The 26509-nt window shown below is 63.9% G+C and carries 25 protein-coding genes; 6 read left to right on the top strand and 19 right to left on the bottom strand.

Translation table 11 applies throughout. The features are described 5' to 3' along the window. Positions 1 to 70: 70 nt before the first annotated feature. From KTR60_RS08200 to KTR60_RS08180, 5 genes are all read right to left on the bottom strand, one after another. Complete coding sequence (locus KTR60_RS08200; protein WP_003941969.1) at positions 71 to 1633, bottom strand: uroporphyrinogen-III synthase; 1563 nt, start codon at positions 1631 to 1633, stop codon at positions 71 to 73. A 60-nt stretch (positions 1634 to 1693) separates the two neighbouring features. Beyond that, positions 1694 to 2668, bottom strand: coding sequence for a hydroxymethylbilane synthase (gene hemC / locus KTR60_RS08195; protein WP_019744374.1), 975 nt, complete (start codon positions 2666 to 2668; stop codon positions 1694 to 1696). Next, complete coding sequence (locus tag KTR60_RS08190; protein WP_042923241.1) at positions 2665 to 4026, bottom strand: glutamyl-tRNA reductase; 1362 nt, start codon at positions 4024 to 4026, stop codon at positions 2665 to 2667. Before KTR60_RS08190 ends, hemC begins: the two co-directional genes overlap by 4 nt. After that, positions 4023 to 4910, bottom strand: a complete 888-nt coding sequence (locus KTR60_RS08185; RefSeq protein ID WP_042923244.1) for a redox-sensing transcriptional repressor Rex — start codon at positions 4908 to 4910, stop codon at positions 4023 to 4025. The genes KTR60_RS08190 and KTR60_RS08185 overlap by 4 nt, the downstream gene beginning before the upstream one ends. A gap of 140 nt (positions 4911 to 5050) precedes the next feature. Continuing rightward, positions 5051 to 5311 carry a glutaredoxin family protein gene (locus KTR60_RS08180; RefSeq protein WP_003941953.1) on the bottom strand — a complete coding sequence of 87 codons (261 nt, stop codon included), beginning with the start codon at positions 5309 to 5311 and terminating at the stop codon, positions 5051 to 5053. 200 nt (positions 5312 to 5511) lie between these two features. Here KTR60_RS08180 and KTR60_RS08175 point away from each other — a divergent pair, with 200 nt between their 5' ends. Then, positions 5512 to 6507, top strand: coding sequence for an HAD family hydrolase (locus KTR60_RS08175; protein WP_020968932.1), 996 nt, complete (start codon positions 5512 to 5514; stop codon positions 6505 to 6507). Between the two features lie 39 nt (positions 6508 to 6546). Here the strand turns inward: KTR60_RS08175 and KTR60_RS08170 are convergent, their stop codons facing one another. From KTR60_RS08170 to KTR60_RS08140, 7 genes are all read right to left on the bottom strand, one after another. Next, positions 6547 to 7584 carry a lysophospholipid acyltransferase family protein gene (locus KTR60_RS08170; protein WP_042923247.1) on the bottom strand — a complete coding sequence of 346 codons (1038 nt, stop codon included), beginning with the start codon at positions 7582 to 7584 and terminating at the stop codon, positions 6547 to 6549. Continuing rightward, positions 7581 to 8714 carry an NAD-dependent epimerase/dehydratase family protein gene (locus KTR60_RS08165; protein WP_003941967.1) on the bottom strand — a complete coding sequence of 378 codons (1134 nt, stop codon included), beginning with the start codon at positions 8712 to 8714 and terminating at the stop codon, positions 7581 to 7583. The genes KTR60_RS08170 and KTR60_RS08165 overlap by 4 nt, the downstream gene beginning before the upstream one ends. Before the next feature lie 217 nt (positions 8715 to 8931). Continuing rightward, positions 8932 to 9033, bottom strand: a complete 102-nt coding sequence (locus KTR60_RS08160) for a 30S ribosomal protein bS22 (RefSeq protein ID WP_003402602.1) — start codon at positions 9031 to 9033, stop codon at positions 8932 to 8934. 244 nt (positions 9034 to 9277) lie between these two features. Next, positions 9278 to 9514: a helix-turn-helix domain-containing protein gene (locus tag KTR60_RS08155; RefSeq protein ID WP_003941845.1), complete on the bottom strand. Its 237-nt coding sequence runs from the start codon at positions 9512 to 9514 to the stop codon at positions 9278 to 9280. 126 nt (positions 9515 to 9640) lie between these two features. Beyond that, positions 9641 to 10456 (bottom strand): pyrroline-5-carboxylate reductase, encoded by an 816-nt coding sequence (gene proC, locus KTR60_RS08150; RefSeq protein WP_003941923.1) that lies wholly within the window; start codon positions 10454 to 10456, stop codon positions 9641 to 9643. 34 nt (positions 10457 to 10490) lie between these two features. Continuing rightward, positions 10491 to 11336, bottom strand: a complete 846-nt coding sequence (locus KTR60_RS08145) for a thioesterase family protein (RefSeq protein WP_042923249.1) — start codon at positions 11334 to 11336, stop codon at positions 10491 to 10493. After that, the gene (locus tag KTR60_RS08140; RefSeq protein ID WP_042453006.1) at positions 11333 to 11971 is read right to left on the bottom strand and encodes a MerR family transcriptional regulator; all 639 of its coding nucleotides are present in this window, start codon (positions 11969 to 11971) and stop codon (positions 11333 to 11335) included. The genes KTR60_RS08145 and KTR60_RS08140 overlap by 4 nt, the downstream gene beginning before the upstream one ends. A 150-nt stretch (positions 11972 to 12121) precedes the next feature. Between KTR60_RS08140 and KTR60_RS08135 the strand changes: the two genes are divergently transcribed. From KTR60_RS08135 to KTR60_RS08120, 4 genes are all read left to right on the top strand, one after another. After that, positions 12122 to 12745, top strand: coding sequence for a TetR/AcrR family transcriptional regulator (locus tag KTR60_RS08135; protein ID WP_003942051.1), 624 nt, complete (start codon positions 12122 to 12124; stop codon positions 12743 to 12745). 155 nt (positions 12746 to 12900) lie between these two features. After that, a complete protein-coding gene (locus tag KTR60_RS08130) occupies positions 12901 to 14367 on the top strand; it encodes a wax ester/triacylglycerol synthase domain-containing protein (protein WP_007735322.1) in 1467 nt (488 codons plus the stop codon). Between the two features lie 3 nt (positions 14368 to 14370). Continuing rightward, positions 14371 to 16707, top strand: coding sequence for a glycerol-3-phosphate 1-O-acyltransferase (locus tag KTR60_RS08125; RefSeq protein ID WP_007735324.1), 2337 nt, complete (start codon positions 14371 to 14373; stop codon positions 16705 to 16707). Continuing rightward, the gene (locus tag KTR60_RS08120; RefSeq protein ID WP_003941905.1) at positions 16704 to 18137 is read left to right on the top strand and encodes an HAD-IB family hydrolase; all 1434 of its coding nucleotides are present in this window, start codon (positions 16704 to 16706) and stop codon (positions 18135 to 18137) included. The genes KTR60_RS08125 and KTR60_RS08120 overlap by 4 nt, the downstream gene beginning before the upstream one ends. Here KTR60_RS08120 and KTR60_RS08115 read toward each other — a convergent pair. From KTR60_RS08115 to KTR60_RS08105, 3 genes are read right to left on the bottom strand one after another with little or no spacing between them, the layout of a single operon-like run. Beyond that, a complete protein-coding gene (locus tag KTR60_RS08115; protein WP_228402024.1) occupies positions 18117 to 19001 on the bottom strand; it encodes a sugar phosphate isomerase/epimerase family protein in 885 nt (294 codons plus the stop codon). The genes KTR60_RS08120 and KTR60_RS08115 overlap by 21 nt on opposite strands. A 7-nt stretch (positions 19002 to 19008) precedes the next feature. Then, the gene (locus KTR60_RS08110) at positions 19009 to 20127 is read right to left on the bottom strand and encodes a hypothetical protein (RefSeq protein ID WP_070162628.1); all 1119 of its coding nucleotides are present in this window, start codon (positions 20125 to 20127) and stop codon (positions 19009 to 19011) included. Then, on the bottom strand, positions 20127 to 21077 hold the full coding sequence (locus KTR60_RS08105; protein ID WP_003941975.1) for a Ppx/GppA phosphatase family protein: 951 nt from the start codon (positions 21075 to 21077) through the stop codon (positions 20127 to 20129). The genes KTR60_RS08110 and KTR60_RS08105 overlap by 1 nt, the downstream gene beginning before the upstream one ends. A 66-nt stretch (positions 21078 to 21143) precedes the next feature. Between KTR60_RS08105 and KTR60_RS08100 the strand changes: the two genes are divergently transcribed. Further along, positions 21144 to 21929, top strand: a complete 786-nt coding sequence (locus KTR60_RS08100) for a hypothetical protein (protein WP_003941928.1) — start codon at positions 21144 to 21146, stop codon at positions 21927 to 21929. A gap of 87 nt (positions 21930 to 22016) precedes the next feature. Here KTR60_RS08100 and KTR60_RS08095 read toward each other — a convergent pair whose 3' ends face one another. From KTR60_RS08095 to KTR60_RS08080, 4 genes are all read right to left on the bottom strand, one after another. After that, complete coding sequence (locus KTR60_RS08095; protein ID WP_003942020.1) at positions 22017 to 22706, bottom strand: response regulator transcription factor; 690 nt, start codon at positions 22704 to 22706, stop codon at positions 22017 to 22019. Further along, positions 22703 to 23938, bottom strand: a complete 1236-nt coding sequence (locus tag KTR60_RS08090) for a sensor histidine kinase (RefSeq protein ID WP_003941938.1) — start codon at positions 23936 to 23938, stop codon at positions 22703 to 22705. Before KTR60_RS08090 ends, KTR60_RS08095 begins: the two co-directional genes overlap by 4 nt. A 162-nt stretch (positions 23939 to 24100) precedes the next feature. Continuing rightward, positions 24101 to 24856 carry a phosphoglyceromutase gene (locus KTR60_RS08085; protein WP_003941992.1) on the bottom strand — a complete coding sequence of 252 codons (756 nt, stop codon included), beginning with the start codon at positions 24854 to 24856 and terminating at the stop codon, positions 24101 to 24103. A 46-nt stretch (positions 24857 to 24902) separates the two neighbouring features. Further along, complete coding sequence (locus KTR60_RS08080) at positions 24903 to 26504, bottom strand: AMP-binding protein (RefSeq protein ID WP_042923257.1); 1602 nt, start codon at positions 26502 to 26504, stop codon at positions 24903 to 24905. Positions 26505 to 26509 lie beyond the last annotated feature (5 nt).

Here is a 26509-nt window from a genome sequence, read left to right as displayed (position 1 = left end):
GTAGCCCTCCTTCGTCGGAACCTGTGAGTGGTTGAGGAGTCCACAGACTCCTCAACCACTCACGGGTGCGCTAGCGCCTTCGAGACTTCTTGCGCGGGGGCGGCAAAGCACCTTCGGCGCGCAGACGAGCAGCATGCTCGGCGAGAGCCTCCACCAGCGGTCCCACCTGCGAGGTCTCGGGCTGCACGTCGACGCGCAGACCGAACTCGATAGCGGTTTCGGCCGTCTTCGGGCCGATGCACGCGACCAACGTGCGGGCGTGCGGCTTGCCGGCGATGCCGACGAGGTTGCGCACGGTCGAGGACGAGGTGAAGCAGACGGCGTCGAATCCACCGGTCTTGATCATCTCGCGGGTCTCGGCCGGCGGCGGCGCTGCCCGGACGGTGCGGTAGGCGGTGACGTCGTCGATCTCCCAACCGCGTTCGCGCAGGCCCTCTGCGAGGGTTTCGGTCGCAATGTCCGCCCGCGGCAACAGAACCCGGTTGACCGGATCGAAAACGTCGTCGTACGGGGCGAATTCGGCCAACAGGCCTTCGCTGGACTGCTCACCGGTCGGGATCAGCTCGGGGTTGATGCCGAACGAGCGCACCTTGGCTGCGGTTGCTTCACCGATGCAGGCGATCTTCACACCGGAGAAGGCGCGAGCGTCGAGGCCGAACTCTTCGAACTTCTCCCACACTGCGCGAACAGCATTGGTGGAAGTGAAGACGACCCACTGGTAGCGACCGTCGACGAGTCCCTTGACCGAACGCTCCATCTGAGCCGGGCTGCGAGGCGGCTCGACGGCGATGGTCGGAACCTCGATCGGGATCGCTCCGTGAGTGACCAGACGGTCGCTCATCTCGCCGGCCTGATCCTTGGTGCGCGGCACGAGGACGGTCCAGCCGTACAGAGCGCGCGATTCCCACCACGACATCTTGTTGCGCTGCGCGACAACCTTGCCGACGGTGACGATGAGCGAGCCCACCAGTTCGGATCCGGCTTCGTTGAGCGTCGCGAGAGTTGCCTCGACGGTTCGCTGCTGACGAGTGGTACCGCGGACGGTGATCGCAGCAGGCGTCTGCGGGGCCAAGCCGTTCTCGACCAGCGCGCTGGCGGTCTCGGCGAGATGTCCGGACGTCGCGTGCAGGACAAGCGGTCCCGGTGCAGCGGCCAGAGCAGCCCAGTCGACTTCACCGCGAACGTCGGCCTCGGTGTGACCCGAGCCGAGCGCCATGCCGGCGTAGCTCGGCACAGCCGAACCGGAAGGCAGACCCGGGAGAACCTCGAACTGAACCTGCGTACGGGCGACTGCGGTGACCTCTGCGATCACGGAATCCGTGGTCAGCGGGTCGCCGGAGACCAGACGCACGACGTCGTGGCCGTTCTTGGCCTCGTGCACCAATGTCTTTGCAACCTCGGCAGGCTCGCCGAGTGCCGGACGCACGTCCGCGATCAGCTCGCCGGTCTCCTCGTCGCGGCCCATGTCGATGCCGACGAGTGCGACGACGCCCTTGTCTACATCCGGATCGGTGAATGCCATTGCGGCGCCGGTGAGGACGTCACGTGCGCGAACGGTGAGCAGGGCGGGGTCGCCCGGTCCCGATCCCACGAACAGGATCCGTCCGGGAGTGTTCTTTCGGACTCGGGTCATCGGTGATTCTCCAGTGCGCTGTATCGAAATGGGAACTTGGTGCAAGTGCAAAGTGGGGCGTCAAACATCGGCTGCCTCGCCTGTAGTCACGTTCATCAACTCGCGGGCGCCGAGTTCGAGTAACTCGCGCGCTACCGCTCGGCCGAGTTCCTCGGCCTTGTCCGGCGCACCCACTGCGCCGGTACGGATGACGTCCGAACCGTCGATGGCGGCTGCGCAGCCGCGTACCGACAGTTCGTCGAAGATTCTGCCGTCGTCGTCGAGGGATTCGACGATCTCCGCGATCGCTCCCACCGGAGCGGTGCAGCCGGCTTCCAACTCGGCGAGCAGGGCGCGCTCGGCAGTAACTGCCGCCCGGGTACCCGCGTCGTCGTGCTCGGCGAGGATCGCCGCCAATTCCGCATTGGCAGAAAGGCATTCGACGGCCAGGGCACCCTGCGCCGGAGCGGGGAGCATCTGCACGGGCTCGATATTCTCGGTGATGAGATCGAGCAGCCCGATACGGGACAGGCCGGCGCGAGCGAGGATCACGGCGTCGAGTTCACCGGATTCGACTTTGCCGAGACGGCGCTGCAGGTTGCCCCGCAACGGCACGATGTCGAGGCCGAGTCCGAGTGCCTTGAGCTGCGAAACACGGCGGGGCGCCGAGGTTCCCACCTTGGAGCCGGCCGGAAGCTCCCCGAGGACCAGACCGTCGCGGGCGACGAGCGCGTCACGCGGATCTTCGCGTGGCGGAATCGCCGCGATGACGAAACGCGGATCCTGCGCGGTCGGTAAGTCCTTGTAGGAATGCACAGCAACGTCGACGCGGTTGTCCAGCAAAGCTTCTCGAAGCTCTGCCGTGAACACTCCGACGCCGATCTTTTGGACGGGATCGGTGGACTGGTCGCCCTTGGTCTTGATGATGACCAACTCGGCGGGATGTCCCGCTGCAATGAGGGCATCGCGCACGGTACCGGCTTGCGTGGTCGCGAGAAGACTTCCGCGAGTGCCGATCCGCAGCGGGCTCCCCGATCGAGGGGTGGTGACGCTCATGCCTGCAGGTCCCTTCCAGTGCGGTCGCCGTCCACCAGGTCGGTGGGTGTGGCCACGGCCGCGGGAGATCCGGGGCTGAGTTCGAAGAGTTCGCGCAGCGCTGCTGCGTAGGAGTCGCCGCCGGGGGCCGACGCCAGTTGCTTGACGCGCACGGTCGGGGCGTGGAGAAGCTTGTCCACGACGCGTCGCACGGTGCGTGCAACCTCGTCGCGCTGCGGATCGTCCAGGCCGGGCAGACGCGAATCGAGCCGCATCAGTTCGGCTTCGACGACGTCGGCGGCGCGCTGACGCAAAGCCGTCACGGTCGGAGTGACCTCGGCGAGGCGCTGTCCGGCAAGGTAGGTCGCAAGCTCGCCAGCGACGATGGTGCGTGCGGCATCTGCGTCGGAGGCGGCTGCGCCCGCCGCTGGATCACGCTGCAGCGTCTCCATGTCGAGAACGGTCACACCCGGCAGGCCGGCGACGGCGGGATCGATGTCGCGCGGCAGCCCGAGGTCGCAGATGACGAGGTGCTTGGTGTTGTCGCGATCGGTCTCGGCGAGTGCGCGGTGCACATCCGCCAGGGTGACCACTGCCCCGACCGCGCCGGTACAGGTGACCATGACATCTGCCTGCGCCATCGCGGCCGAAAGCTGATCGAAGGCAACACCGTCGGCGTCGACGCCGTTGGAGCGTGCCGTCTCTGCCAGGTGCTCGGCGCGTTCCTGTGTCCGGTTGACGACGACGATGCGTGCGATTCCGGCGCGGGTGAGATGCGCAACCGACAGACCGCCCATCGATCCTGCCCCGACGACCACGGCAGTGCGGCCGACCAGGCCGCCCTCACCGATGATGCCCGCTGCACGATCGAGAGCCACGGACACGACTGATGCTCCGGCGGAGTCGATTCCGGTTTCGGAATGCACTCGCTTGCCGACGCGCAGTGCCTGCTGAGCCAGTTCGTGGACGACGCGTCCGGCGGCCTGCTGCGCATCCGAAGATGCGTAGGCCGAACGGATCTGGCCGAGGATCTGCTGTTCGCCGATCACCATGGAATCGAGGCCGCTGGCCACCGCGAAGAGGTGCTCGACGGCTGCTTCGCTGTAGCGGACGTACGCGTGAGCGTGCAGCGCTGTCAGGTCGAGACCCGAATGGTCGGCCAGGATTTCACCGACCTCGGTGAGTGCACCGTGGAACGCGTCCACCACCGCGTAGACCTCCACCCGGTTACAGGTGGAGACGATCATCGCTTCGGAGATGTGCGAAGACGCCAGAAGCTTGTCGATCAGCTTCGGACGATCGGTGTCGGTGACAGCTACTCGCTCGAGCACCGGGACGGGCGCGGTTCGATGCGAGACCCCGACAAGCAGAACACTCACGGCGCGATCACTGATCCGTTTCTTGTCGAACCTGCTCCGACCGGAGCGGGTGAACTGGTGGATGGGACTGACGAAGCGGATGCGGCGTGAGCCACTCGTACTCGCGGCGCGCTGGATGCCTGATCGGCGTTGCGCGCACTGTTGAAGGAGAGAACCTGCATCTCGACGGCTAGATCTACACGTCGCAGTTCCACGTGATCGGGAACGTCGAGGGCGATCGGCGAAAAACTCATGATGCAGCGCAGCCCGGCGCTGACGAACTGGTCGCACACGCCCTGAGCTGCCTCGTCCGGTGTGGAGATGACGCCGATGGTCGCATTCAGTTCACGGCAGGCGACGGTCAGTTCCTCGGTGCTGCGCACGACGAGATCCCCGACTCTGCTTCCGATTCGATCTGCATCACTGTCGAAGAGTCCGACCATCTCGAAACCGCGGCGGCTGAATCCGCCGTAGCCGACCAGCGCCTTGCCGAGGTTTCCGACTCCGACGAGAACGACCTTGTGCCCACGATCGAGTCCGAGTGCACGCTCGATGCGGATGCGGAGCCTGTTGACGTCGTACCCGACGCCGCGGACACCGTTGGGTCCGAGGAACGACAGATCCTTACGCAATTTCGCTGATCCGACGCCGGACGCCTGGGCAAGTTCCTCGCTCGAGACGATGGAGGTACCCCGGTCGGACATCACTCCGAGGACCCGCAGGTATGCGGCCAAGCGCGTCACCGTAGCCTGGGGGATGACGCGATCCTGAGCGATCGGGTCGGTAACCGAGGCGCTGGCAGCGTCGGTGACGGAAGAGCCCGCAGCGCCGGTGACGCGCTGAGCCACAGGCTCATGCGTCTGGTGCGGTTCGGTCACGTCGCTGGCTCCTCGTCCGGTCGACACGACTGTCGACCTCCACGATGCTCCGGGGGAATGTTCACACCACGGTAACCGCTTGTGAACCCATGCACAAAGTTGCTCGAGACGGGTTCGATGTGCCGTTCACCTGCAAAGCGGCTCCGCGGACAACTTTGAGGGTTACCTTACTTGCGTAAATCGTCACGAAGGCGCTCCTCGTCGACTTCCCAGTAACCGTGCTCGCGTCCGTCGAGAAGAATGACGGGCAATCTGTCTCCGTACTCCGCTCTCAGCTCTGGATCCGTCGCGGCAGCTTCGTCCACGTCGATGCACGTCAATTCCAGCTCGAACTCGGAACAGACCCGTCGCAGGACCTCCGCCGCGCCGACGCAGGACGCGCATCCTGCGCGTGTCAACAGGGTCACTTCATGCGTAGCTGCAGTCATCGACGCATACCTTTCTTCTACGGGGACGCCATCTACTTGATCGGTCGAGTGTGCCTTCGGAGCCCCACTCGGTGCCAAATCGGCGGAGAGGAACGTCACACACCACAGGGAAGGTCACCATCCAACCCATCGGGCCTCATCGCGGAGGATAGGCTGACTCGAAGAGTTCTCTGCTCGAGAATGCAACACGGGAGGTGCGGGTGCCTGCGCGATCACTACCGAACGGCTCCGGATTCGGATCAGGGCTTGCCGGGGTCATTCTCCCCGGACGTCGCCATGTGAAGAATCCGCTGGGCCCGAGTGAGTCGGAAGTTCGAGCCAATCTCGCCGGCGAGGCGAGCGCTGACGCAGCTCTGGCATTGCACGAAGCTGCCAACCCCACAGAACCGGAAACCGGCGAAGAGCCCCCGGCCGTTCCGCGCGACCTCACGGCCGCCGCATTCTTCGACGTCGACAACACCATGGTGCAGGGTGCGTCGATCATCCACTTCGCCCGTGGTCTCGCTGCACGAAAGTATCTCAAGACCTCGGATCTGGTGGATTTCGCGTGGAAGCAGATCAAGTTCCGAGTCACCGGCCGAGAAAGTAGCGACGACGTCGCCGAAGGCCGCGAGAAAGCACTGTCCTTCGTGGCCGGTCGATCCACCGCCGAACTCGCCCGCCTCGGCGAGGAGATCTACGACGAGGTCATCGCCGACAAGATCTGGCCAGGCACGAGGGCGTTGGCCCAGATGCACCTCGACGCCGGACAACAGGTGTGGTTGGTGACGGCAACTCCGGTCGAACTGGCTCAGGTCATCGCCGAGAAACTGGGATTGACCGGCGCCTTGGGCACTGTCGCCGAGAGTGAGGACGGCGTCTTCACCGGCCGACTCGTCGGCGACATCCTGCACGGCATGGGCAAGGCGCACGCCGTACGGACGTTGGCGGTGCGTGAAGGACTCAATCTCAAGCGCTGTTCCGCCTACTCCGACAGCCACAACGACGTTCCGATGCTCTCGTTGGTGGGGACACCGGTGGCGATCAATCCCGACGCAGATCTTCGTGAACTCGCGAAGAACCGCGGGTGGGAAGTTCGCGATTTCCGCACCGGACGAAAGGCCGCCAAGATCGGCGTACCGACGGCGCTGGTGCTCGGAGCGGTCGGCGGGGCGCTCGCGGCAATTCTCGCCAGGCGCAAAGAACAGAACGCCTGAGCGGGTTCGGTCCGGATCGAGCAGCGATCCGGACCGAACTCAGCCGAGAAAGACGTTGCGACGCTTGGCCAACAGTCGATACAGCGTCTGCTGAATGGTTTCCCGGACGTGGTCCGTGACCTCGAACAGGACCATCGGATCGTCGGCGGCACCGCTCTCGAAGGTGTCGGTGACGATGGGCTTTCCGAACTCGATGTACCACTTCGACGGCAACGGAACCAGGCCGAGCGGCCCGAAGTGTGGAAACAGCGGTGTCACCGGGAAATACGGAAGACCGAGAACGCGTGCGAGTGTGGTGAGATCACCGATTTTGGGATAGATCTCCTCCGAACCCACGATCGAGCACGGAATGATCGGAACACCGGTTCGCATTGCGGCCGACACGAAGCCACCGCGCCCGAACCGCTGCAACTTGTACCGCTCACTGAACGGTTTCCCGATGCCCTTGAATCCTTCCGGGAACACGGCCGCGACTTCACCGTCGTTGAGCAGACGCTCGGCGTCGGGGTTGCAGGCCAACGTATGACCGGCTTTGCGCGCCAGTCCACCCACCACTGGCATCTCGAATGCCATGTCCGCAGCCAACATTCGCAGTGGACGATGCGCTGGATGGTGATCGTGCACGGCAACCGACGTCATCAGTCCGTCGATCGGGATCACACCGGCGTGGTTGGCGACCACAAGCGCTCCCCCGGTGAGGGGAATGTTCTCGATCCCACTGACCTCGACGCGAAACCACTTCTCGAACAACGGGCGCAACATCGGCATGACGACGTTGTCCGCGAAATGCGGGTCGAATCCGAACTCGTCGACCTCGTAGTCGCCCGACACCCGACGTCGGAAGAATTCTGCTGCCGAGGCGATCTGGTCGACGATCGCCGACCTGGCCGAATCGACGAACGTGCTCTCACCGCCGTGGTCGGCCGCCGAGGACACTCCGGACGGATGCCGACGTTCACTTTGTTCACGGATGTCACGCTCCGCACCGGTGACGGACTCACGCGAACGGGAAGTTGCCGACTTTCCGGTGTGAGTTGCGCTGGGCCGCAGGGGAATTACCTTCGCCACGTCAGTCACCCCTTCACCGCACTTCGTCCCGACAGCGGCATGTGCATCACGTCTGCACTTGTTGCCGCCGCGGCGGTGTCACCGCCGAGGATGGTGGTCAACGCATTCTCCGCCCGATCGATCCACTCGGACTTGATGATCCGGCGCGTCTGCATCGCACGCATGAAATCGTCGAGTGCTTGCATGGTGGTCCATCGCGGCTCGAACCCCAGCTCGCTGCGCATGCGAGTGGTGTCGAGTCCGCAGCCGAACCGGAAGTACTCGAGTTGCTCGTCGGTGTACAGCCTCATGGACGACCCCACCAACGCGCTCCCGACGCTGCGGAACAGAGCGAGCGGCATGGGAACTTCCACCCTGCCTGCCCGGCGGATCGCCTGCGACATCATGACCACTCCGTCGCCGGCGATGTTGTACGTACCCGAAGCGTGTCCGATGGTCGCCTTCTCCAGCGCCGCGAGGGCATCCTCGACGTGGAGCAATTGCAGGCGCGCGTTGCGCCCGACGATGGTGGGCACGAGTGGGGCGGTGACGTAGTGCCCGACGGTTGCAGTCAGCTGAGGTCCGATCAACGGCGCCAACCGCAGAATCCCGACCGAGATGTCCGGGCGCCGACGCCCCATTCCGCGGAGGTATCCCTCGATCTCGAGGCTGTCGCGGGCATATCCGCCCGGCGGCCGGCGGCGCGCACTCATTTCTTCGGTGAACTGAGCGGGATCCTTGGCACTGCACCCGTAGACGACCGAAGCCGAGCGCAGGACCACCTTGCGAACCGTCGGAGCTTTCTGACAGACCGCGAACAGTTGCATGGCGCCGATGACGTTCATGTCCTTCATCGCGGCGCGGCTGCCGGCTTTGGGGGCTTTCTGAAGCGTCGACGCGTGCACGACGGTGTCGACCTCGGCGTTTCGGATCACTTTGCCGATCAGCGGATTGCGGATGTCTGCTCGCACGAATTCCGCGCGGCCCATTCTGCGCATCATGTCCTTACTCGGACTGACGGCGTCGACGGCGATGACACGCTCGATCGACGGATTCTGCGCAAGCCTGGTCACCAGGTAGCCGCCGAGAAATCTGCTCGCCCCGGTCACCAGTACGACGCGAGGCGTCGTGCCCCCTGAAGTGTTGTCACCTTCAACCACCAAGTACCCCCATATCCAGTAGAAACGCGCTCTGCCGAAGCGTCCCTCCCGCGATTTTCCCCCACTTTACGGGCAGAGGGGGTCCCGCGCTGACTACCCAAATTTCGGCCATTCAAGACAAACCGCCCAGCCAATGAGACGTGGCACACATCGCTTTCCCCCGAATATGCTGATGCCCGCCACCCCGGAAGGGGTGGCGGGCATCAACAGGTACTGCTTATTTACCGAGTTTCCTGCGCTGTACTCGGGTACGACGAAGCAGCTTGCGGTGCTTCTTCTTCGACATGCGCTTGCGACGCTTCTTGATCACTGAACCCATAGCGGGTGTCCCTCACGTTCTTCTCTAGCGTTCCTGCGCACGCCGGTCACGTACGCCTGCGCCAAGCAATTGGCGCCTGGCCCTCGTTTTAACTAGCTCAGCGCCTTACGACACCAGCTTGCTGGTACGACAGTGACTCATCGTACCGGTGTGGAGTCACTCGGCATAAACCGAGCCTCCGGCACAGCAACCGCTGTGCCCGCGACTCGGCTCACGCCGAGGTCATCCTCTTCGAACCGGCTGGTCAGCCGGCATCGAAGTACGAGGTTTCGAGGTAATCGTGTACTGCCTTCGCATGTACACGGAACGAACGGCCCACTCGTACAGCAGGCAATTCGCCACTGTGTACCAACCGGTACACAGTCATTTTCGACACCCTCATCAAAGTTGCTACCTCAGCAACAGTGAGGAATTGCGTGCCGGCCACTGCCGGCTTTCCGTCGTGGGACGAACCCATGGACGGCTTGTTTGCAGACACCATTAATCCACATACCTCCAGCACGACTCGCGCCGCCGGCTTCCCCTCCGGCGGAACAGACACGTACGTACTAAGTCGAGCTTAGCTGTACTGGTGGGGTTAAAGCGACGGGTGTGGCTAAACGGACGACTAATCCGCAGCTGCACCCATCGCGGCCGAGCGCGACTTGGCGGCATCCAAGGCATCGAAGAACGCCGTCCGCAGGCCGCCCGCTTCGAGCTGACGCAGTGCCGCAGCCGTCGTTCCGCCCGGTGACGTCACCGCGGCGCGAAGATCCGTCGCGCTGTCGCCGGTGCGATCGAGCATCGCTGCGGAACCGACCATCGTCTGCACCACCAATTCGGTAGCGACCGGGCGCGTCAGGCCGAGACCGACTCCCGCGTCGATCATCGCTTCGGCGACCAGAAAGAAGTAGGCCGGGCCGGAACCGGAGACAGCCGTGACCGCGTCGATCTGCGATTCGGGAACCGTGACCACCTTGCCGACGCTGCCGAGGATGCCGCGTACGAGCTCGAGATGCTCGGCCTTGACGTGCCGTCCGGGCGAGAGCACGCTCACGCCCTCCCCGACCAACATGGGGGTGTTCGGCATGACGCGGATGACCGGGAACCCTGCGGGCAGACGCGTTTCGAAGAATCCCGTGGGGATTCCCGCCGCAAGGGAAACGATCAATTGTTCGAGGTCGCCGTCCAGATCGACCTTCGTCAACGCCGTGAGCGCTGACTCGACGTCGTTCGGCTTCACCGCGATGACGATGACGTCCGCACCCTCGGCGGCATCGGCGACCGTGCTGACGCGGATGGAGTATTCGGCGATCAATTCGTCTGCGCGAGGCTGATATTGCTCGGCGACGACCAGATCCTTGATGGCGTGGCCGGCCTGCAACAGCCCGGAGATCAGCGCCTCGCCGATCTTGCCGCCACCGATAATCGCAATTCTTGTCATGGCGAACAGCCTGCCACGACCGCAGCGATCGACCCTAGCGGGGCATCATCGCCAATTGACGACTCTGGACGACGACTGCGCCCGTCGAATCGAGAACAGCATGATCCTCTTCGAACCACGTGCTGCCCAGAACATCCGAGCTCGCCCGCACGCGAAGCCATCCCGGCGTCGGCAGTCGGCGCAGGTACGTCGTCAACTGCACGGTCGGCGCCCACCCGAACAGGCCGCGGTTCATCGTCACCGGCGCGCTGATGTCACCCGCCATGATCGCGAACAGCACAGCGGTGTCGAGGTCGTTTTCGTCCTCGGGTCGAGGACGGACCCACATCCTGACCTCGGCCTCGCCTTGGCTGCCGGTCAGGAAGTGCGCCGAGGTGGTGTCGATTCGCATGTCGCAACCCTGACCGACATGCACGACCTGCGCCATCGGGTGATCGCCGATGACTGCCACCGCACTCTCCGGCGGTTCCGGTGACATGTCGTCGATCGACGAGGCCGTGACGAAGGTGGGGTCGCCGTCATCGGGGAATCCGAGCGTGACCGCCGCGCGAACAGCGCTGCGGCCCGCCTGGCTCAACTCGACGTCGAACAACGCGACCTGGCGTCCCTGCTTTCGGACGATCACCTCCAGTTCGACTTCACCCGGATCTGGGGCCGACAGATAGTTGGCGCTCACCGCGAGTGGCTGCATCTTCAGAAGCGAGTCGTTCTCACCTGCGCCGTCTCGCAGACATCGACGCGCGGCAGCGGCGCACACAGCCATCATGGAGCCGCCGTGCACTTTCGGCCCGATGGTCCAGATCGAATCGATCGTTGCGGTGTATCGCCCGTCGCCGAGCGAGGTGAGGCGATTGAGATCTTGAAAGGGACTGGTGCTCATCGATTTTCCTGTTCGGTGCTTTCTCGGTGTTGCGGGAAATGTCGTGCGGCCAAATCTTGGTGCGCCAGGCGTCGCAAAGCTGTCAGGACGGGTTCGTACATGGCGGTTCCGAGGACCGCATAGCGAATGCCGTCCTCGGTCGAACTGGTAGGCATCAGCTCGATTTCCACTTCGGCAATCCCTCGGATGTGGTCGCCGTAGGCGCGCAGGCGCTCGTCCGAGAGACTCAGTCCTGCATCCTCGAGGCCGATCAGTGCCCGCTCGAGGTGCGCGACCGCCACGTACCTCGGCTCGAAAACCTGACCGAGAAACTCCAGAACCTTGCGAGCTCTGGGGAACTCTGGATCCGGTTCAGGTTCGACGTACGGGGGTAGTTGCGCGATTGCGCGGCCGAAAGTCTCGAATTCGGATCGCTCGTCAGTGTCCACCAGTTCGAGCACCGCGCGAATCCGTGGAATCGCGAGTCCCGCCCCGGCCAGGGCCCTGATCAACGCGAGTCGCCGGACGTGCTGTTCGCCGTACCTCGCTCCCGTTGCGCTGGTCGGCTCACCAGGCATCAGCAGACCTTCACGGAGGTAGTACTTGATAGTGGCCAGTGCAACGCCGGACTGTGCGGCCAGTTCGGAAACCTTCACCGCTCCTCCGTCCAACTCGCTCGACCCTTTACTGGATAGTGATGCTATCCAATGGTGGCCGAGCATCGGTAAGGAGGACACGCCTTGCGCTAGGGTTGAACCTTCTTTGCGCACATCACCAGAAATTTCCGAACGGAGCGAACAGGCGGAATGACGGATTTGCAGTCGGAGGCTCAGCCCGACGAACAGTGGCGCATCGTGGAACCACTGACGCTGACTCCCCTGCTCACCGCCGCACTCGAGGTGTTCCACGAACTCGGTTACCACGGAGCGTCGGTTCGTGACATCGCAAAACGTGCCGGTGTCACCGTGCCGACGCTGTATTACCACCACGGCAACAAACAGGGCATCCTCGTCGCGCTGATGGAACCGGGCATCGAGAACGTCACCGCACGCGCGAGCGCTGCGGTCGACGCTGCCGGACCGTCGCCGACGGCACAGTTCGGCAATCTCGTCGAGGCGTGTGTTCTGCACATGACCAGTCGCTCCGACATAGCCTTCCTCGATTCCGAACTGCGGTACCTCGAGGACGCGGAACGAAAGAGCTACGCCGCCAAGCGAAAGAAGCTCGAGAACCTACTCGTCGACGTACTGACGGCAGGCGTCGAGAGCGGTGAGTTCACGGTCCCGGACATCACCGGAACGGGCCGTGCACTACTGGGAATGTGTCAGTCCGTCGTCCTCTGGTATCGACTCGACGGGCCGCAGACTCCGCGCGAAGTCAGTGTTCTCTACCGCGAGATAGCCCTGAAAGCCGTCGGCGTCACTTCTTGAGCACTGAACTTCCCGGCATGTCCGATTAGCCCTTAACTGACGAACGTCACACCTGTCGGCTGACACCGAAACCGGGACGCGCCCACGGTCGCGGGTCCACACTTAGAAGCAGAGATGCGCGGGGTGGATCCGCAGACCGAGGGAGTTCTTGACGTATGGCCAACAGCAATCCATTTGTTCCTCCTAGCGCGGTCGACGTCGACCTTTCCGCGGTCGCCTGGGGGGCGAACCGCACGATGTCCGACTTCGAGACTGGAATGTGGCGGATGGAAGAGGCGCAGCCGCAACTGCGCTCACCGATCGTTGCGGTGGAGGTTCTCGATCGTGCCCCGGACTGGGATCGACTTCTCGACGCAGTCGAGTGGGCATCGCACGTGGTTCCGCGTATTCGTATGCGAGCAGTGGAACCGGCAATGCAGCTGGGCAATCCGGTGTGGTCCGTCGATCCCGAGTTCGACATCGGCTACCACCTACGACGCGTCCGCTTACCTGCACCGGCGGACTTCGATCACGCACTGCGCATGTGTCGTCACCTTGCGACGGAACCTTTCGACAAGGCTCGACCGCCGTGGAGCGCGCTGCTCATCGAAGGTCTCGACGACGGTCGCGCCGTGTTCGTGGTCAAGACTCACCACTCCATCACCGACGGCATGGGCGGCATCCAGATGATGACGCTCCTGCACAGCAGACGCCCGGACCCCACTCCGAACAAGCCCGACCGCACACCGCCTGCTCCTGAGCATCTGTCATCGGTGGGCGCCTTCGGCGAGGAGGTCGTCAGCGAGATCCGGCGTGCGCCCTCGCGTATCGCCAAGCTGGTCCGCGGTGCCACCAATGTTGCGACCACGGCGATCTCGAGTCCGATCACGACAGCTTCCGAGGTCCTCGGTTACGCCAATTCACTCCGCAAGATCGTCACTCCCCCAGCTCGTTCCGGTTCCCCTCTGCTCCACGATCGTGGTCTCGGACGATGGTTCGGAACTCTCGAGGTGGGTGTCCCCGAGCTCAAGGCCGGGGCGAAAGCTGCCGGTGGCTCACTCAACGACGCGTACGTCGCCGCTTTGCTCGGCGGCTTCCGTCGCTACCACGAAGCCTTCGGACAGTCCGTCGACAGCATTCCGATGGGTATGCCGATCAGCATGCGTACGGGCGCAGACGCCAACGGCGGCAACAGGTTTGCAGCCGTTCGCTTCAACGGCCCGGTCTCCGAAACCGATCCGGCCAAACGCATCAGGCAGGTGCGAGAGATCGTACTGGGTCTCCGGGAGGAGCCCGCGTTGGACGCTCTCGACGTCGCCGCCCCGATCCTCGCCCGCCTGCCGAATTATCTACTCGCGAACTGGTATCTGTCACAGTCGACGGGTCTGGACCTGCAGGCCAGCAACGTCGCCGGCGTACCGGTACCGGTCTATCTCGCCGGAGCGAAGATCGAGCGGATGTTCCCGTTCGGCCCGGCGCCCGGTTGCGCGGCAATGGCGACACTGGTCTCCCACGTCGGGGTGTGCTGTATCGGAATCAATCTCGACACCGCCGCGATCACAAAACCCGCGCTGCTGATGCAGTGCTTGCAGGAGAGCCTGGACGAGATCGTCGCTCTCGGAGTCACAACGGAAGGTGCGTGAGTCATGAGCGAGAACACGACCAACCCGCGCGTGTACCTCACCGAAACCATGACAGAGGCCGAAGCCGGCGTGCTGCGAAAGTGGCTTGCCGACAAGGCAAGCTCATCCGAAACTCGGCCGGTCACCGTCAACATCACCGACAAGACCCTGGCAGAACTGGCGGCACGGACCGACGACCCGATGCTCGCACCGCTTCGCGTGGTGTGGATTCCGGACACCCACACCAAGCACAACGTCGCGGTGCGACTACGTGATGCGCTGGCACCACGCGATCCTCTCCACCCCGGACGCGGTGCACAACGCAGAACCCTGCGCACCGACCCCTCACGGTGCCAGGTCATCGAAGGTGAACCCGCACCACTGAGCGATCTCGAGCGTCGCCTCGAAAAGAGCGGTGGCGGTTCGCTACCGGAGTTCATCCGACGGCAGGCCGCTCTGGCACTCGAACGCGCCGAATTGGGCCTTCTGGGTGGCCAGTACAAGGTGTCACGGTTCGTCGTCGACGAGATCACCGACACCCGCCGATTCGCCACCGAGGTCATGGCTTTGGCCGACCGGTTGAACATCGCCGTCGCCGAAGTCGATCGCCGCGCACGTGAAGCTCTCGAAGAAATGGTTGCCACCCAGAGTCGCCAAGCCATCGCGGTGTGGGATCGCCTGGGCCGCTACTTCGCTCGCGCCTACAAGCTGGACGTGGACACGAGCCGCTTCGAGGAACTCCGTGAGCTGAACAAGGAACACTCACTGGTCTTCCTCCCGAGTCACCGTTCGTACCTCGATCCCCTCGTCCTGCGTCCGGCGTTGATCGCGAACGGCTTGCCGCTCAATCACGTCATGGGCGGCCTCAACATCAGCTTCTGGCCCATGGGCTCGATCCTCAAGCGCAGCGGCACCGTCTTCATTCGTCGAAGCATCGGCAACGACGAGGTCTACAAGTGGTCGATGCACGAGTACATGCGCTACCTGCTCACCAAACGCTTCAATCTGGAGTGGTACATCGAAGGTGGACGCGGGCGTACCGGGAAACTACGCCCACCGCGCTTCGGTCTCCTGACCTACCTGACCAAGGCCTTTCAGGTCAGCGGCGCATCCGACGTGTACCTCGTCCCCGTCGCGCTGAGCTACGACCAGCTCTACGAGGTCGGGGCAATGGCTGCCGAGGCACTCGGCGCCGAGAAGACACCGGAAGGCCTGCGCTGGATGGTGGGTTACGTACGCGCCCAGGGAAAACGCAACGGTGTCGCGCACGTGACCATCGGCCGGCCGCTCTCACTCGCGGACGCACTCAGCCAGGAAACCGATCAGCGCCTCGCCATTCAGAAGGCCGGCATCGAGGTGTGTCACCGCATCAACGAGGTCACCCCGGTGACCGTGTCTTCACTGGCGATGTTGGCGTTCCTCGGAATCGAAGACCGGGCGTTGACCGTTCGTGAACTCACCGCGATTCTCACGCCGCTGTTCGGCTACATCACCGCGCGAAATCTTCCGATCGCCGGCGACGTCGAACTGTCCGATCCGCGTGTCATCGAGAAGGCATTGCAGACACACGTCGATTCCGGGGTGCTCGAGCGCTTCGATCGGGGCGGCGAGCAGGTCTTCTACCTCGGCAAGGACCAGCATCTTGTCGCTGCCTTCTACCGCAACAACACGATTCACTTTCTCGTCGTGCGTGCCATCACCGAACTCGTACTTCAGGCAGCCGTCGAAGAGCGGTTCGAGGACCCCATCGGGGACGGGTGGGCAGAGGCCAAGCGCATCCGAGATTTGTTGAAATTCGAGTTCTTCTTCAGTGACCGGGACACGTTCGAGCAGGAGATGCGGACCGAGCTGACGCTGATCGACCCCGAGTGGGAAACCGTCATGGCCGACGACAAACGAACCGAGCACATGATCGAGACGGTTCGCCCGTACCTCGCGCACCGCGTGCTCCAACCGTTCCTCGAGGCGTACCAGGTTGTCGCCGATCAGCTTGTGCTCGCGCCGATTTCGACATCGTTCGACGAAAAGTCGTTCATCAGCAACTGCATCGACGTCGCACATCAGCGTCGACTGCGGCAGCAGATCGCCAGCAACGAATCCGTCTCCGGCGAATTATTCGCCACCGCACTGAATTTGGCGCGCAACCGTAACTTGATCGAAGTCGACGACGACGGAGTCCGGGCCCGGCGCCTGGCATTCGCTGCCGAGATCAAGGTTCAGGTCGAGCGCCTGCGTCACCTTCGCGCACTCGCGCATGCACGACTCGATCAGGTGGCGATGCCGGTACCGGACGCCGCTGCGGTAGTGACCATTCCAGAAGCAAACCGAGCGCCCGCCGCGAACGAGGAAGTAGGACTGTGACCGGACTCGAGCGTCTGCACTCCGCCATCGAAGCCGCCCCGCCCGGGCCCGGAACGATCGCCGCCTTCGACCTCGACGGCACCTTGATCAGCGGGTACTCGGCCAGCGTTGTGTACCGAGACCGCCTGCGACGCTTGGATATCAGCGTCGGCGAACTCTTGCGCACCACCGGTGCCGCGATCGACACCCAATTCCGCGGTGCTGACGTCGGAGCACTCATGGACATCGGCGTTCGAGCCTTGGGCGGCCGTACCGTCGAGGAACTGAACGACTGGGGCCGACGGCTGTTCAAGCAGGAAATCGCCGCGATGATCTACCCGGAAGCCCGCGGGCTACTGGCGGCACACCGGCGAGCCGGCCACACGATCGTGATGGCTACGTCGGCGACTCCGTTCCAGGCCAAGTACGTCGCCGAAGATCTCGACATCGAAGACGTGCTGTGCACCGAACCCGAAGTCGTCGACGGCATGCTCACCGGCGAACTGTCTTCGCCCGCACTGTGGGGGCCGGCCAAGGCCAATGCCCTTGCAGGCTATGCCGAGAAGATGGGCGCCGATCTGAAGAACGCGTTTGCGTACTCCAACGGTGTCGAAGACGTCTTCATGCTCGAGGCCGTCGGGCGACCTGTCGCGTTGAATCCCGATCGTGGTCTGGCCAAGATCGCGTTGCGCAATCACTGGCCTTCGGTCAGCCTGCGTAAACCGCAACGAGGCGCAACACCGATCTCCACGATCCGAACGGCGACGGCCATGGGCGCGCTTGCTGCCACCGCCGCCCTCGGTGCGTCGGCAGGCATTGTCACCGGGAACCGTCAACTGGGTGCGAACCTGGTCGGCACGTACGGCCCCGACATCTCGCTCTCACTGCTGGGCATCGACGTCGAGATCGACGGCGAGCACAACGTGTGGGATCACCGCCCGGCGGTGTTCATGTTCAACCATCAGAGTTCCCTGGACATGTTGGTCCTGGGCACCGTGATCAAGCGTGACGTGACCGGCGTCGCGAAGAAGGAAGCGGCAAGCGATCCGCGGTTCATGCCCGTCGGTGCACTGCTCGACGTCGCCTACATCGACCGCACCGACACCACGAAGGCGAAGGCTGCACTGCAACCGGCAGTCGACAAGCTGAAGAATGGTGTCTCGATAGTCATAGCTCCGGAGGGCACCCGTTCTCCGACGCCACGTCTGGGCCCTTTCAAGAAGGGTGGATTCCACTTGGCGATCCAAGCCGGTGTGCCGATCGTGCCCGTGGTGATTCACAACGCGGGTGAACGGATGTGGCGCAATTCGCTTGTCGCCCATCCAGGCCCGGTCTATGTCTCGGTGCTCGATCCCATCTCGACCGAAGGCTGGGAGACCAAAGACCTCGACGCACACGTCGAGAAGGTGCGCGCGCAGTTCGAAGCTGCGCTACTTGCCGGCCACCGCTGAGCGTGCCAGGTGCTCGCGTGCAAACGCGAGCGCCTGCGCCAGCATCGACGACCGCTCCCGCCGGGTGCGCGCGTTCTGCGTGTTGATCTCGATGACTGCCTGGCCGCTGAATTCGCTCGCAGCCAATTGCTGACACAACTCCGCGCACGGCTGTGAGCCATGCCCCGGAATCAGGTGCTCGTCCATCGACGCCCCGCGACCGTCGGCCAGGTGCAGGTGCTCGAGCCCCTTGCCCATACGGGAGGCCAACTCCAGGGCATCCATGCCCGCCGTCGCGGTGTGCGACAGGTCGAGTGTGTAGTGAGCGTGATCGGAATCGGTCGGGTCGTACGACGGACTGAACGCGGACAACGCTGCCCCTGGACCGCCACGTTTACGCAGACGCTCCGCGGACTTGTCCTTGCCGCCGAAGAAGCTGTCGGCGCGCATGGGGAACATGTTCTCCACCGCCACAACGACGCTGCTCTTCGATTCGAGTTCGACAACCTGTTCCGCGAAGCCTTCGGCGTACTTGCGCTGCCACCGGAACGGCGGGTGGACGACCACCGTCGTCGCTCCCAAGGTTTCGGCGGTGCGCACCGAACGCTCGAGCTTCTCGACCGGATCGGAACCCCACACGCGCTGCGAAATCAGCAGACACGGCGCATGCACCGCCTGCACCGGAATGGCGTACTTGCGAACGAGGGCGGCAACAGCACCGACGTCCTGACTCACGGATTCGGCCCACACCATCAGTTCGACACCGTCGTATCCGAGATCAGCGGCGTAGCGAAATGCTGCTTCCGTGTTCTCCGGATATACCGAAGCCGTCGACAGGCCGACGGCTATCGGCCGACGAACCATGCGCTGCGATCCCCCGATCATCGTCCGATCAACCCGAGGTCAACAAGAACGCCAGTGGACCGAGCGTCACGATCATGCCGACGACCACCGCGATCACGAAACTCGTGATGTCGTCCGTCTTCCGCAGAACCCGCACGACAGCAACCAGGCCGACGATCACGATCAGCGCGAGCACCAACGCCACCCACGGCAGCATGTCCCACAGCTTCTCGAAGCCCTTGAACATCGCGCCGCCGACGATCAGTGCAACAACCACCTGACCGGCAAGCACTGCCCATTCACGGATCGAGTTACGCTCGCCTGTCTCTTCCGCTGCCGATTCGGCTTCGACATCGGACTCCGCGACGGCACTGGACTTTTTTGCACCGTCATCGACTGCCGGTGCCTTGACCAGATCGACAACAGCGGTGGATTCGGCCTCGCCGACATCCGCGTCTGCGATCTTGTCGATCAGTTCGGTGCTCTCTTCCGGCGCGGCCGGAGCAGGAGCAGTCGGTGCAGGTGCCTTCACGACTGGAGTGGGGACACGCGGCGGCAGGATCGGCGGACGCAACGACGGCGACTGCGTTGCGGCGCGCTCCTGACGCATCAGGTCGCCCGCCAGGGTCTGACCCGACAGCAGGGCTGGTTCCTGCGTTACCTGCGTCGGTGACGAGGAGTTGAGCGGTGCCCGGCTCACCCACTGCCCGGGCGAGGACTTCGAGGTCTGTCCCGGCGAAGGTGTGGAAGTCGGCTTCGGAGTGGTGACCGGCGGCGCAGCAACCGGCTTCGACTCGCCCTTGGGTGCCTGCGGCTCGTCATCGTCATCGTCGTCGTCGAACGAGACGGCGAAGGCTGCGGTGCGATCGGCGGGAACCTTCGGTGCCGGTTCGGCTGACTTGGCGGTTTCCGCGACAGCCTCGGCCGGCGCTGAAGGTGCAGAGTTTTCCGGCGCAGCGGCTTCGGGCTGGGCTGCTGGTTCGTCGGACTCGGGCTCGGCGGCCGCGCGCGATCCCGACTGGCGAACGATCGGGATCTCACCCGTCAGTTCGGCGACGGAGATGCCACCGGCTACGCCGCGCCGGCGTCGTCCACCTCGGGATTCGACGCTCTGACCGTTCCGCTTGAGCAGTTCCGCTACGGAAATCTGCTGACTGTCCTCGGTCATCAAGCACTCACCACCAATTCACCGCCCATTTCTGTGTCGAGCTTTCGCAGAATCAGACCCTCACGCAGTGCCCAGGGACAAATTTCCAGTTCGTCCACTCCGAGCGCCCGCATGGTTGCCTCTGCGATGAGCGCGCCGGCCACAATCTGCTGTGACCGATCCGAGCTCACTCCTTCCAATTCTGCACGGTCCGCCGCCGTCATCCTGGATATGAAGGCTATGAGTTGCCTGAGTCCGCTGGAAGTCAGGGTCCGTTTTGCCCGGGGGCCTGCGGCAGAAGGGGCCGCGCCGGTGAGCCGAGCCAACGATCGGAAGGTCTTCGAAGTCCCGACCGTGCGGTCCCAGTCGCCGGCGGCGCGCAGTTCCTTGGCTGGTCCGACCAACTCCGCGTCCAGCCAGTCACGCAATACAGCGACCCGGCGCTTGCCCGGCGGATCGGCCTGTAGCCAGTCGCGCGTCAACCGTCCGGCACCGAGTTGCAGTGAGAAGGCGACGTCCGGATCCTCGTCACCACCTGCTGTGAGTTCGAGCGAGCCGCCGCCGATGTCCAGGTTCAGGATGCGTCCGGCGCTCCAGCCGTACCAGCGGCGCACGGCCAGAAAGGTCAAGCGGGCTTCGTCGACCCCGGACAGAACCTCGAGGTTGACTCCGGTCTCGGCGCGGACGCGGGCGAGTACGGCTTCGGAATTGTTGGCGTCACGGACCGCGGAAGTGGCAAAAGCCATCATTTCCTCGCACCCGGACGTCTTGGCGATACCGGCGAATTCGGAAACCGTCGACACCAACCGATCGGCTCCTGACGTGGTGATATCGCCACGGTCGTCAGTGTTTTCTGCCAGCCTCAACGTGGACTTGGTCGAGCTCATGGGTGTTGGGTGGCCGCCCCGATGGGCGTCCACAACCAATAGATGGACGGTATTGCTTCCGACGTCGAGTACCCCTAGTCGCACATCGCCACGTTACTGGGTCTACGGTCGGCCCTTGTGACAGCAGGTAACCCAGACCGGTCCCACAAGATGACTCCGAGCCCCGAGGTCGATCTCGATTTCCCGCGCGAATGGGTCGAATTTGTCGATCCGGATAACTCCGAACACCTCATTTCCGCTGATATGACGTGGTTGCTCTCGCATTGGACCTGCGTGTTCGGCACGCCGGCGTGTCAGGGCATCATCGGAGACCGCCCGGACGACGGTTGCTGCTCGCACGGCGCTTTCCTCTCCGATCAGGAAGATCAGGACAAGCTCGATGCGTCAGTGAAAATGCTCACAGCCGAAGACTGGCAGTTCATGGAAAAGGGTCTCGGCAAGAAGGGCTACGTCGAAGAAGACGACCTCGAGGACGAGCCCGCGCTGCGCACCCGCCGCTACAAAGGAGCGTGCATCTTCCTCAACCGGCCGGGTTTTGCCGGGGGCGAGGGCTGCGCTCTGCATTCCATGGCGCTCAAGAAGGGCATCGAGCCGCTCGAGGTGAAACCGGACGTGTGCTGGCAGCTACCGATCCGCCGCACCCAGGACTGGGTCGACCGGCCGGACGGCGTCCAGATCCTCAAGACCACGATCACCGAGTACGACCGCCGCGGCTGGGGTGAGGGCGGCGACGACCTCGCCTGGTACTGCTCCGGCTCCCCCGACGCTCATGTCGGGGAGCGGCAGGTCTGGCAGTCCTACGGGCCCGAGTTGACGGAACTTCTCGGAAAGCGCGCGTACGACGAGCTGGCTCGCCTCTGCAGGCGTCGCGCGGGCCTCGGCCTCATCGCAGTCCATCCGGCGACCACGATCGCTCAGAACAAAGCTCAGGGCTGACTCCGCCTGAACAAAAAGAATTCAGCCGCTCACACGATCGTGTGAGCGGCTGAATTCTTCTCGACATTTCTTCTCGACGAGGTTCGATCACGCTTCGAGCTTGTAACCCAATCCACGGACCGTGACCAGATGTTCCGGCTTGGCCGGATCCGATTCGATCTTCGAACGCAACCGCTTCACGTGTACGTCAAGGGTTTTGGTGTCACCGACGTAGTCGGCGCCCCAGACGCGGTCGATCAACTGTCCGCGGGTCAGCACCCGACCGGAGTTGCGGAGCAGGTACTCGAGGAGATCGAACTCCTTGAGCGGCAACGTCACCGGGTTACCCGCGACCTGCACGACGTGGCGCTCGACGTCCATCCGTACCGGTCCGGCCTCGAGCACCCCGTTGTCGGAGGCGAGGTCCGCCTCGTTCTCCACCCCGCGGCGCAGCACCGCACGGATGCGAGCGATCAGCTCACGCGCCGAATACGGTTTGGTCACATAGTCGTCCGCACCGAGTTCCAGTCCGACGACCTTGTCGATCTCACTGTCACGCGCCGTCACCATGATGACGGGGACGCCGGAGCGCGACCGCAGCGCCTTGCAGACGTCCGTGCCACTCATGCCGGGCAGCATGAGGTCGAGCAGGACGATGTCCGCTCCGGAGCGATCGAATTCCGCCAACGCCGACGGTCCGTCGTTGACGATGGTGGTCTCGAAGCCTTCCTTGCGGAGCAGGAACGCCAGCGGGTCCGCCAAGGACTCCTCGTCCTCCACGATCAGCACACTCGTCATCGTTTGGCCTCCATGCCGTTTTCTCTACTGCCTTGTTCTCGTCTGCCGATCCGCGTGGAACCGGCGGTTCCCGCGTCGTCAGAGTCGATGTCGTCGTCCGACTCCACGTGTGCCGGTATCTGCAACGTGAAGGTAGACCCTGTACCCGGTTTGCTCCACAGTTCGATGGAGCCGTTGTGATTGGCCGCGACGTGTTTGACGATCGCCAGCCCCAGACCGGTTCCACCGGTCTGCCGTGACCGCGCCTTGTCCACGCGGAAGAATCTCTCGAACACTCGCTCCTGGTCCGCTTTCGCGATGCCTTCTCCTCGGTCGGTGACTGCGATCGCGACATTGTCGCCGCGTACCGACCGACTGACGGAAACCGGAGAACCCTTGGGCGAGTATGCAATAGCGTTCTCGATGAGGTTGGACAATGCCGTGACGAGGAGAGTCTGATCCCCGAGTACTTCCAGCCCACTCGGATGGTCGGTGGTGACCGTGATCCCGGCGGCCTCGGCCGACAGATTCGACCTCGACAGTGCTTCGGACACCACGGTGTCGACGTCGACCACGTCGAGATCCGGCAGCTTCTCGGCACCTTGCAGACGCGAGAGTGCGATCAACTCGGTGACCATCTTGCCCAGACGAATCGACTCACCGAGCACCCGTTCGCCGAAGTGGCGCACCGATTCCGGGTCGTCAGCGGACTCGAGCAGCGCCTCCGCGAGCAGGCTCATCGCACCGACCGGCGTCTTGAGTTCGTGGCTGACGTTCGCGACGAAATCGCGTCGGGTCGCCTCCATGCGGACCTGCTCGGAATCGTCGTCGGCGAACAGGACCACGAAGTTGCGATCGTCCTTGCTGAGCAACCGGGCCGTGCCACGTACCGCGATCTTGTCGCGGCCCCGCTGAGCGGTCTGCGCCGTCAGATCGACCTCGACGGGTTGACCCGTCCGCAGAACTTCCTGAGCAGCCCGCCAAGCTCGCTCGTCGACCAGACGATTCTTGACGAGACCGAGTTCCTCGGCGCGAGGATTGAAGAGCACGACGTCGTGAAAACCGTCGACGACGGCGATACCGCTTTCCGAAGCCAACACGATGAGGTCGAGAACCTGGGACATCGTGAGCCCGGTCTGTTCGTCCGAGCGCTGACTCTGGCGCGACGACAGCCTGGGTACCAGCACCCCGCCGACGAGGTAGCCGACCAAGCCGGCGACCACGACCAGCAGCACTGCAATCACGACACTCACGGCGCAATCGTACGTTCGCGCGAAGAGTCGGTTACGGCGGGTTCGGACGTTCCCACCCGTGTAATCCGCCAGGTGGACGGCGTTGGTTCGTCGTTCATCTGCTGTTGGCCGAGGCCCCCCGAAATCACTGTTCGGGGGGCCTCGACGCACATCATCGGGTTGCTACTTTCCGCCCTGATTCGCCACCGCGGCGGCGCCGGCAGCTGCGGCCTCCGGATCCAGGTAGGTGCCGCCGGGATTGAGCGGCTTCAGGTTCTCGTCGAGGTCGTAACGCAGCGGGATTCCGGTCGGGATGTTCAGGCCCGCGATGTCCTCGTCCGAGATGCCGTCGAGGTGCTTGACCAACGCACGCAGCGAGTTGCCGTGCGCGGTGACCAGCACGTTCCGACCGGCGAGCAGCTCCTGGGAGATGGTGTCCTCCCAGTACGGGATCAGACGCTTGACGACGTCGAGCAGGCACTCGGTCAAGGGAACCTCGTCGAGGTTCGCGTACCGGGGATCGGTGTCCTGGCTGTACTCGCTGCCGGCTTCGATGGCGGGCGGCGGGGTGTCGTAGCTACGACGCCAGAGCATGAACTGCTCGTTTCCGTACTCTTCCTTGGTCTGCGCCTTGTTCTTGCCCTGCAGAGCGCCGTAGTGACGCTCGTTGAGACGCCAGTCGCGCACTACCGGGATCCAGTGGCGATCGGCGGCGTCGAGCGCGAGGTTGGCGGTGCTGATCGCGCGGCGCAGCAGAGACGTGTAGAGAACGTCGGGCAACAGGTTGTGCTCGGCGAGCAGTTCGCCGGCGCGCTTGCCCTCGGCCATGCCCTTGTCTGTCAGGTGTACGTCCACCCAGCCGGTGAACAGATTGAGTGCATTCCATTCGCTCTCGCCGTGGCGGAGCAGGACCAGGGTTCCGATACTCATGGCGTTCATCCTGGCACGAGTACCGGAACCCTTCTTGATCAACCCTGTCCGGAAATCAGCTCGGGGCTACTTCCGCAGTTCGCAGATCCTTGCGGAGGATCTTTCCGGCCGCGGATTTCGGCACGGTGCTGATGAACGAAACCTGGCGAACCTTCTTGTGCGGCGAGACGCGCTCGGCGACGAAGGTGATCACGTCGTCTTCGGTCAACTCGGCGCCGTCCTGGAGCACGACGAATGCCTTCGGAACCTCTTCGCCCTCGGCGTCGAGCACACCGATCACTGCGGCGTCGGCGATCTGCGGATGGGTCAGCAGCAAGGCCTCGAGTTCCGCCGGGGGAACCTGGTAGCCCTTGTACTTGATCAGTTCCTTGAGGCGGTCGACGATCTTGACGACGCCGTCGCCGTCGACGGTCGCGATGTCACCGGTGTGCAGGTAACCGTCGTCGTCGAGGGTGTCCTTGGTGGCCTGGTCGTTGCCGAGGTAGCCGAGCATGATGTTCGGGCCCTTGCACCACAGTTCGCCGGGCTCGCTGACGCCGTCCGAGCCGAGAGCCGGGTACGCGACCTCTTCGCCCGTTCCGGGGTCGACGAGCTTGCATTCCATGTTGGCGATGGTCGGACCGCAGGTGTCGAGCGCGATGTCGTCGCGGTCGAACGGAATCGCGTGCGAGACCGGGCTCATCTCGGACATGCCGTAGCCCTGGCGGACGTGGCAGTTCAACCGGTCGGCGACGGCCTTGCCGAGCGCCGCGTCGAGCGGGGCCGCACCGGAGAAGATGGTGTGCACGCTCGAGAGGTCGTACTGATCGACGAGCGGATGCTTGGCCAGCGCGACGGCAACGGGCGGTGCGACGAAGATGTACGTCGACTTCTGCTCGGCGACGATCCGCAGGAACTCGACGAGATCGAACTTCGGCATCGTGATGAGGCTCGCGCGGCGATAGAGCGCAGCGTTGAGCAGGACAGTCATGCCGTAGATGTGGAAGAACGGCAGGACCGCGAGAATCTTGTCGTCGGTCTCGATGCCCATCCGCGGAATGATCTGGCAGACGTTGGCCACGAGGTTCCGATGGGTGAGCATGACCCCCTTGGGTCGGCCGGTGGTGCCCGAGGAGTACGGCAGCACCGCGAGTTGGGTGGCCGGATCGAAGGAGACCTCGGGCGCCGCTGCACCCTCGCCGAGCAGATCACGCAGCGAGAGGTGGCCTTCGGCCCCGTCGAGTACGAACACGTTCTCGGCCGGGATACCGACCAGGTCAGCAGCGGCCTTTGCCTGCGGCAGGAGCGGCGAGACGGTGAAGAGGAACTTGGCCTTGGAATCGGTGAGTTGCTTGGCGATGTCCTCGGCGGTGTAGAGCGCGTTGATCGTGGTCGCGACGCCACCGGCACGAAGGATGCCGTGGAAGACGGAACCGAAGGCCGGGACGTTGGGCGAATGCAGCCCGACCACGTCGCCGACGCTGAGTCCGCGCGCTGCGAGAGCGCCTGCAACGCCGTTGATCTGTGCGATCAGCGAAGCGTATGTGGTGACTGCGCCCGAACTGCCCTCGACGAATGCCGTCTTGTCGAGGTCTGCGGGGTCGGTGTTTCCGAACAGGAAGTCGTAGACGCTGAGGTTGGGGATTTCAACGTCGGGGAACGGACTCTTGAAGCTCACTGTGC

The sequence above is a fragment of the Rhodococcus sp. C1 genome (genome assembly GCF_020809065.1).
Taxonomy (GTDB): Bacteria; Actinomycetota; Actinomycetes; order Mycobacteriales; family Mycobacteriaceae; genus Rhodococcus_F; species Rhodococcus_F qingshengii.
This window is presented reverse-complemented; position numbering and strand designations above follow the sequence as displayed.

Bases quoted from the DNA above. Each gene is read 5' to 3' on its own strand.
- KTR60_RS08200 (WP_003941969.1), bottom strand. From the start codon at position 1,633: ATGACCCGAGTCCGAAAGAACACTCCCGGACGGATCCTGTTCGTGGGA.
- KTR60_RS08100 (WP_003941928.1), top strand. From the start codon at position 21,144: ATGACTCCGAGCCCCGAGGTCGATCTCGATTTCCCGCGCGAATGGGTC.
- KTR60_RS08160 (WP_003402602.1), bottom strand. From the start codon at position 9,033: ATGGGTTCAGTGATCAAGAAGCGTCGCAAGCGCATGTCGAAGAAGAAG.
- KTR60_RS08130 (WP_007735322.1), top strand. From the start codon at position 12,901: ATGGCCAACAGCAATCCATTTGTTCCTCCTAGCGCGGTCGACGTCGAC.
- KTR60_RS08145 (WP_042923249.1), bottom strand. From the start codon at position 11,336: ATGAGCACCAGTCCCTTTCAAGATCTCAATCGCCTCACCTCGCTCGGC.
- KTR60_RS08180 (WP_003941953.1), bottom strand. From the start codon at position 5,311: ATGACTGCAGCTACGCATGAAGTGACCCTGTTGACACGCGCAGGATGC.
- hemC (WP_019744374.1), bottom strand. From the start codon at position 2,668: ATGAGCGTCACCACCCCTCGATCGGGGAGCCCGCTGCGGATCGGCACT.
- KTR60_RS08095 (WP_003942020.1), bottom strand. From the start codon at position 22,706: ATGACGAGTGTGCTGATCGTGGAGGACGAGGAGTCCTTGGCGGACCCG.
- KTR60_RS08085 (WP_003941992.1), bottom strand. From the start codon at position 24,856: ATGAACGCCATGAGTATCGGAACCCTGGTCCTGCTCCGCCACGGCGAG.
- KTR60_RS08155 (WP_003941845.1), bottom strand. From the start codon at position 9,514: ATGGTGTCTGCAAACAAGCCGTCCATGGGTTCGTCCCACGACGGAAAG.
- KTR60_RS08110 (WP_070162628.1), bottom strand. From the start codon at position 20,127: ATGACCGAGGACAGTCAGCAGATTTCCGTAGCGGAACTGCTCAAGCGG.
- KTR60_RS08115 (WP_228402024.1), bottom strand. From the start codon at position 19,001: ATGATCGGGGGATCGCAGCGCATGGTTCGTCGGCCGATAGCCGTCGGC.
- KTR60_RS08135 (WP_003942051.1), top strand. From the start codon at position 12,122: ATGACGGATTTGCAGTCGGAGGCTCAGCCCGACGAACAGTGGCGCATC.
- KTR60_RS08125 (WP_007735324.1), top strand. From the start codon at position 14,371: ATGAGCGAGAACACGACCAACCCGCGCGTGTACCTCACCGAAACCATG.
- proC (WP_003941923.1), bottom strand. From the start codon at position 10,456: ATGACAAGAATTGCGATTATCGGTGGCGGCAAGATCGGCGAGGCGCTG.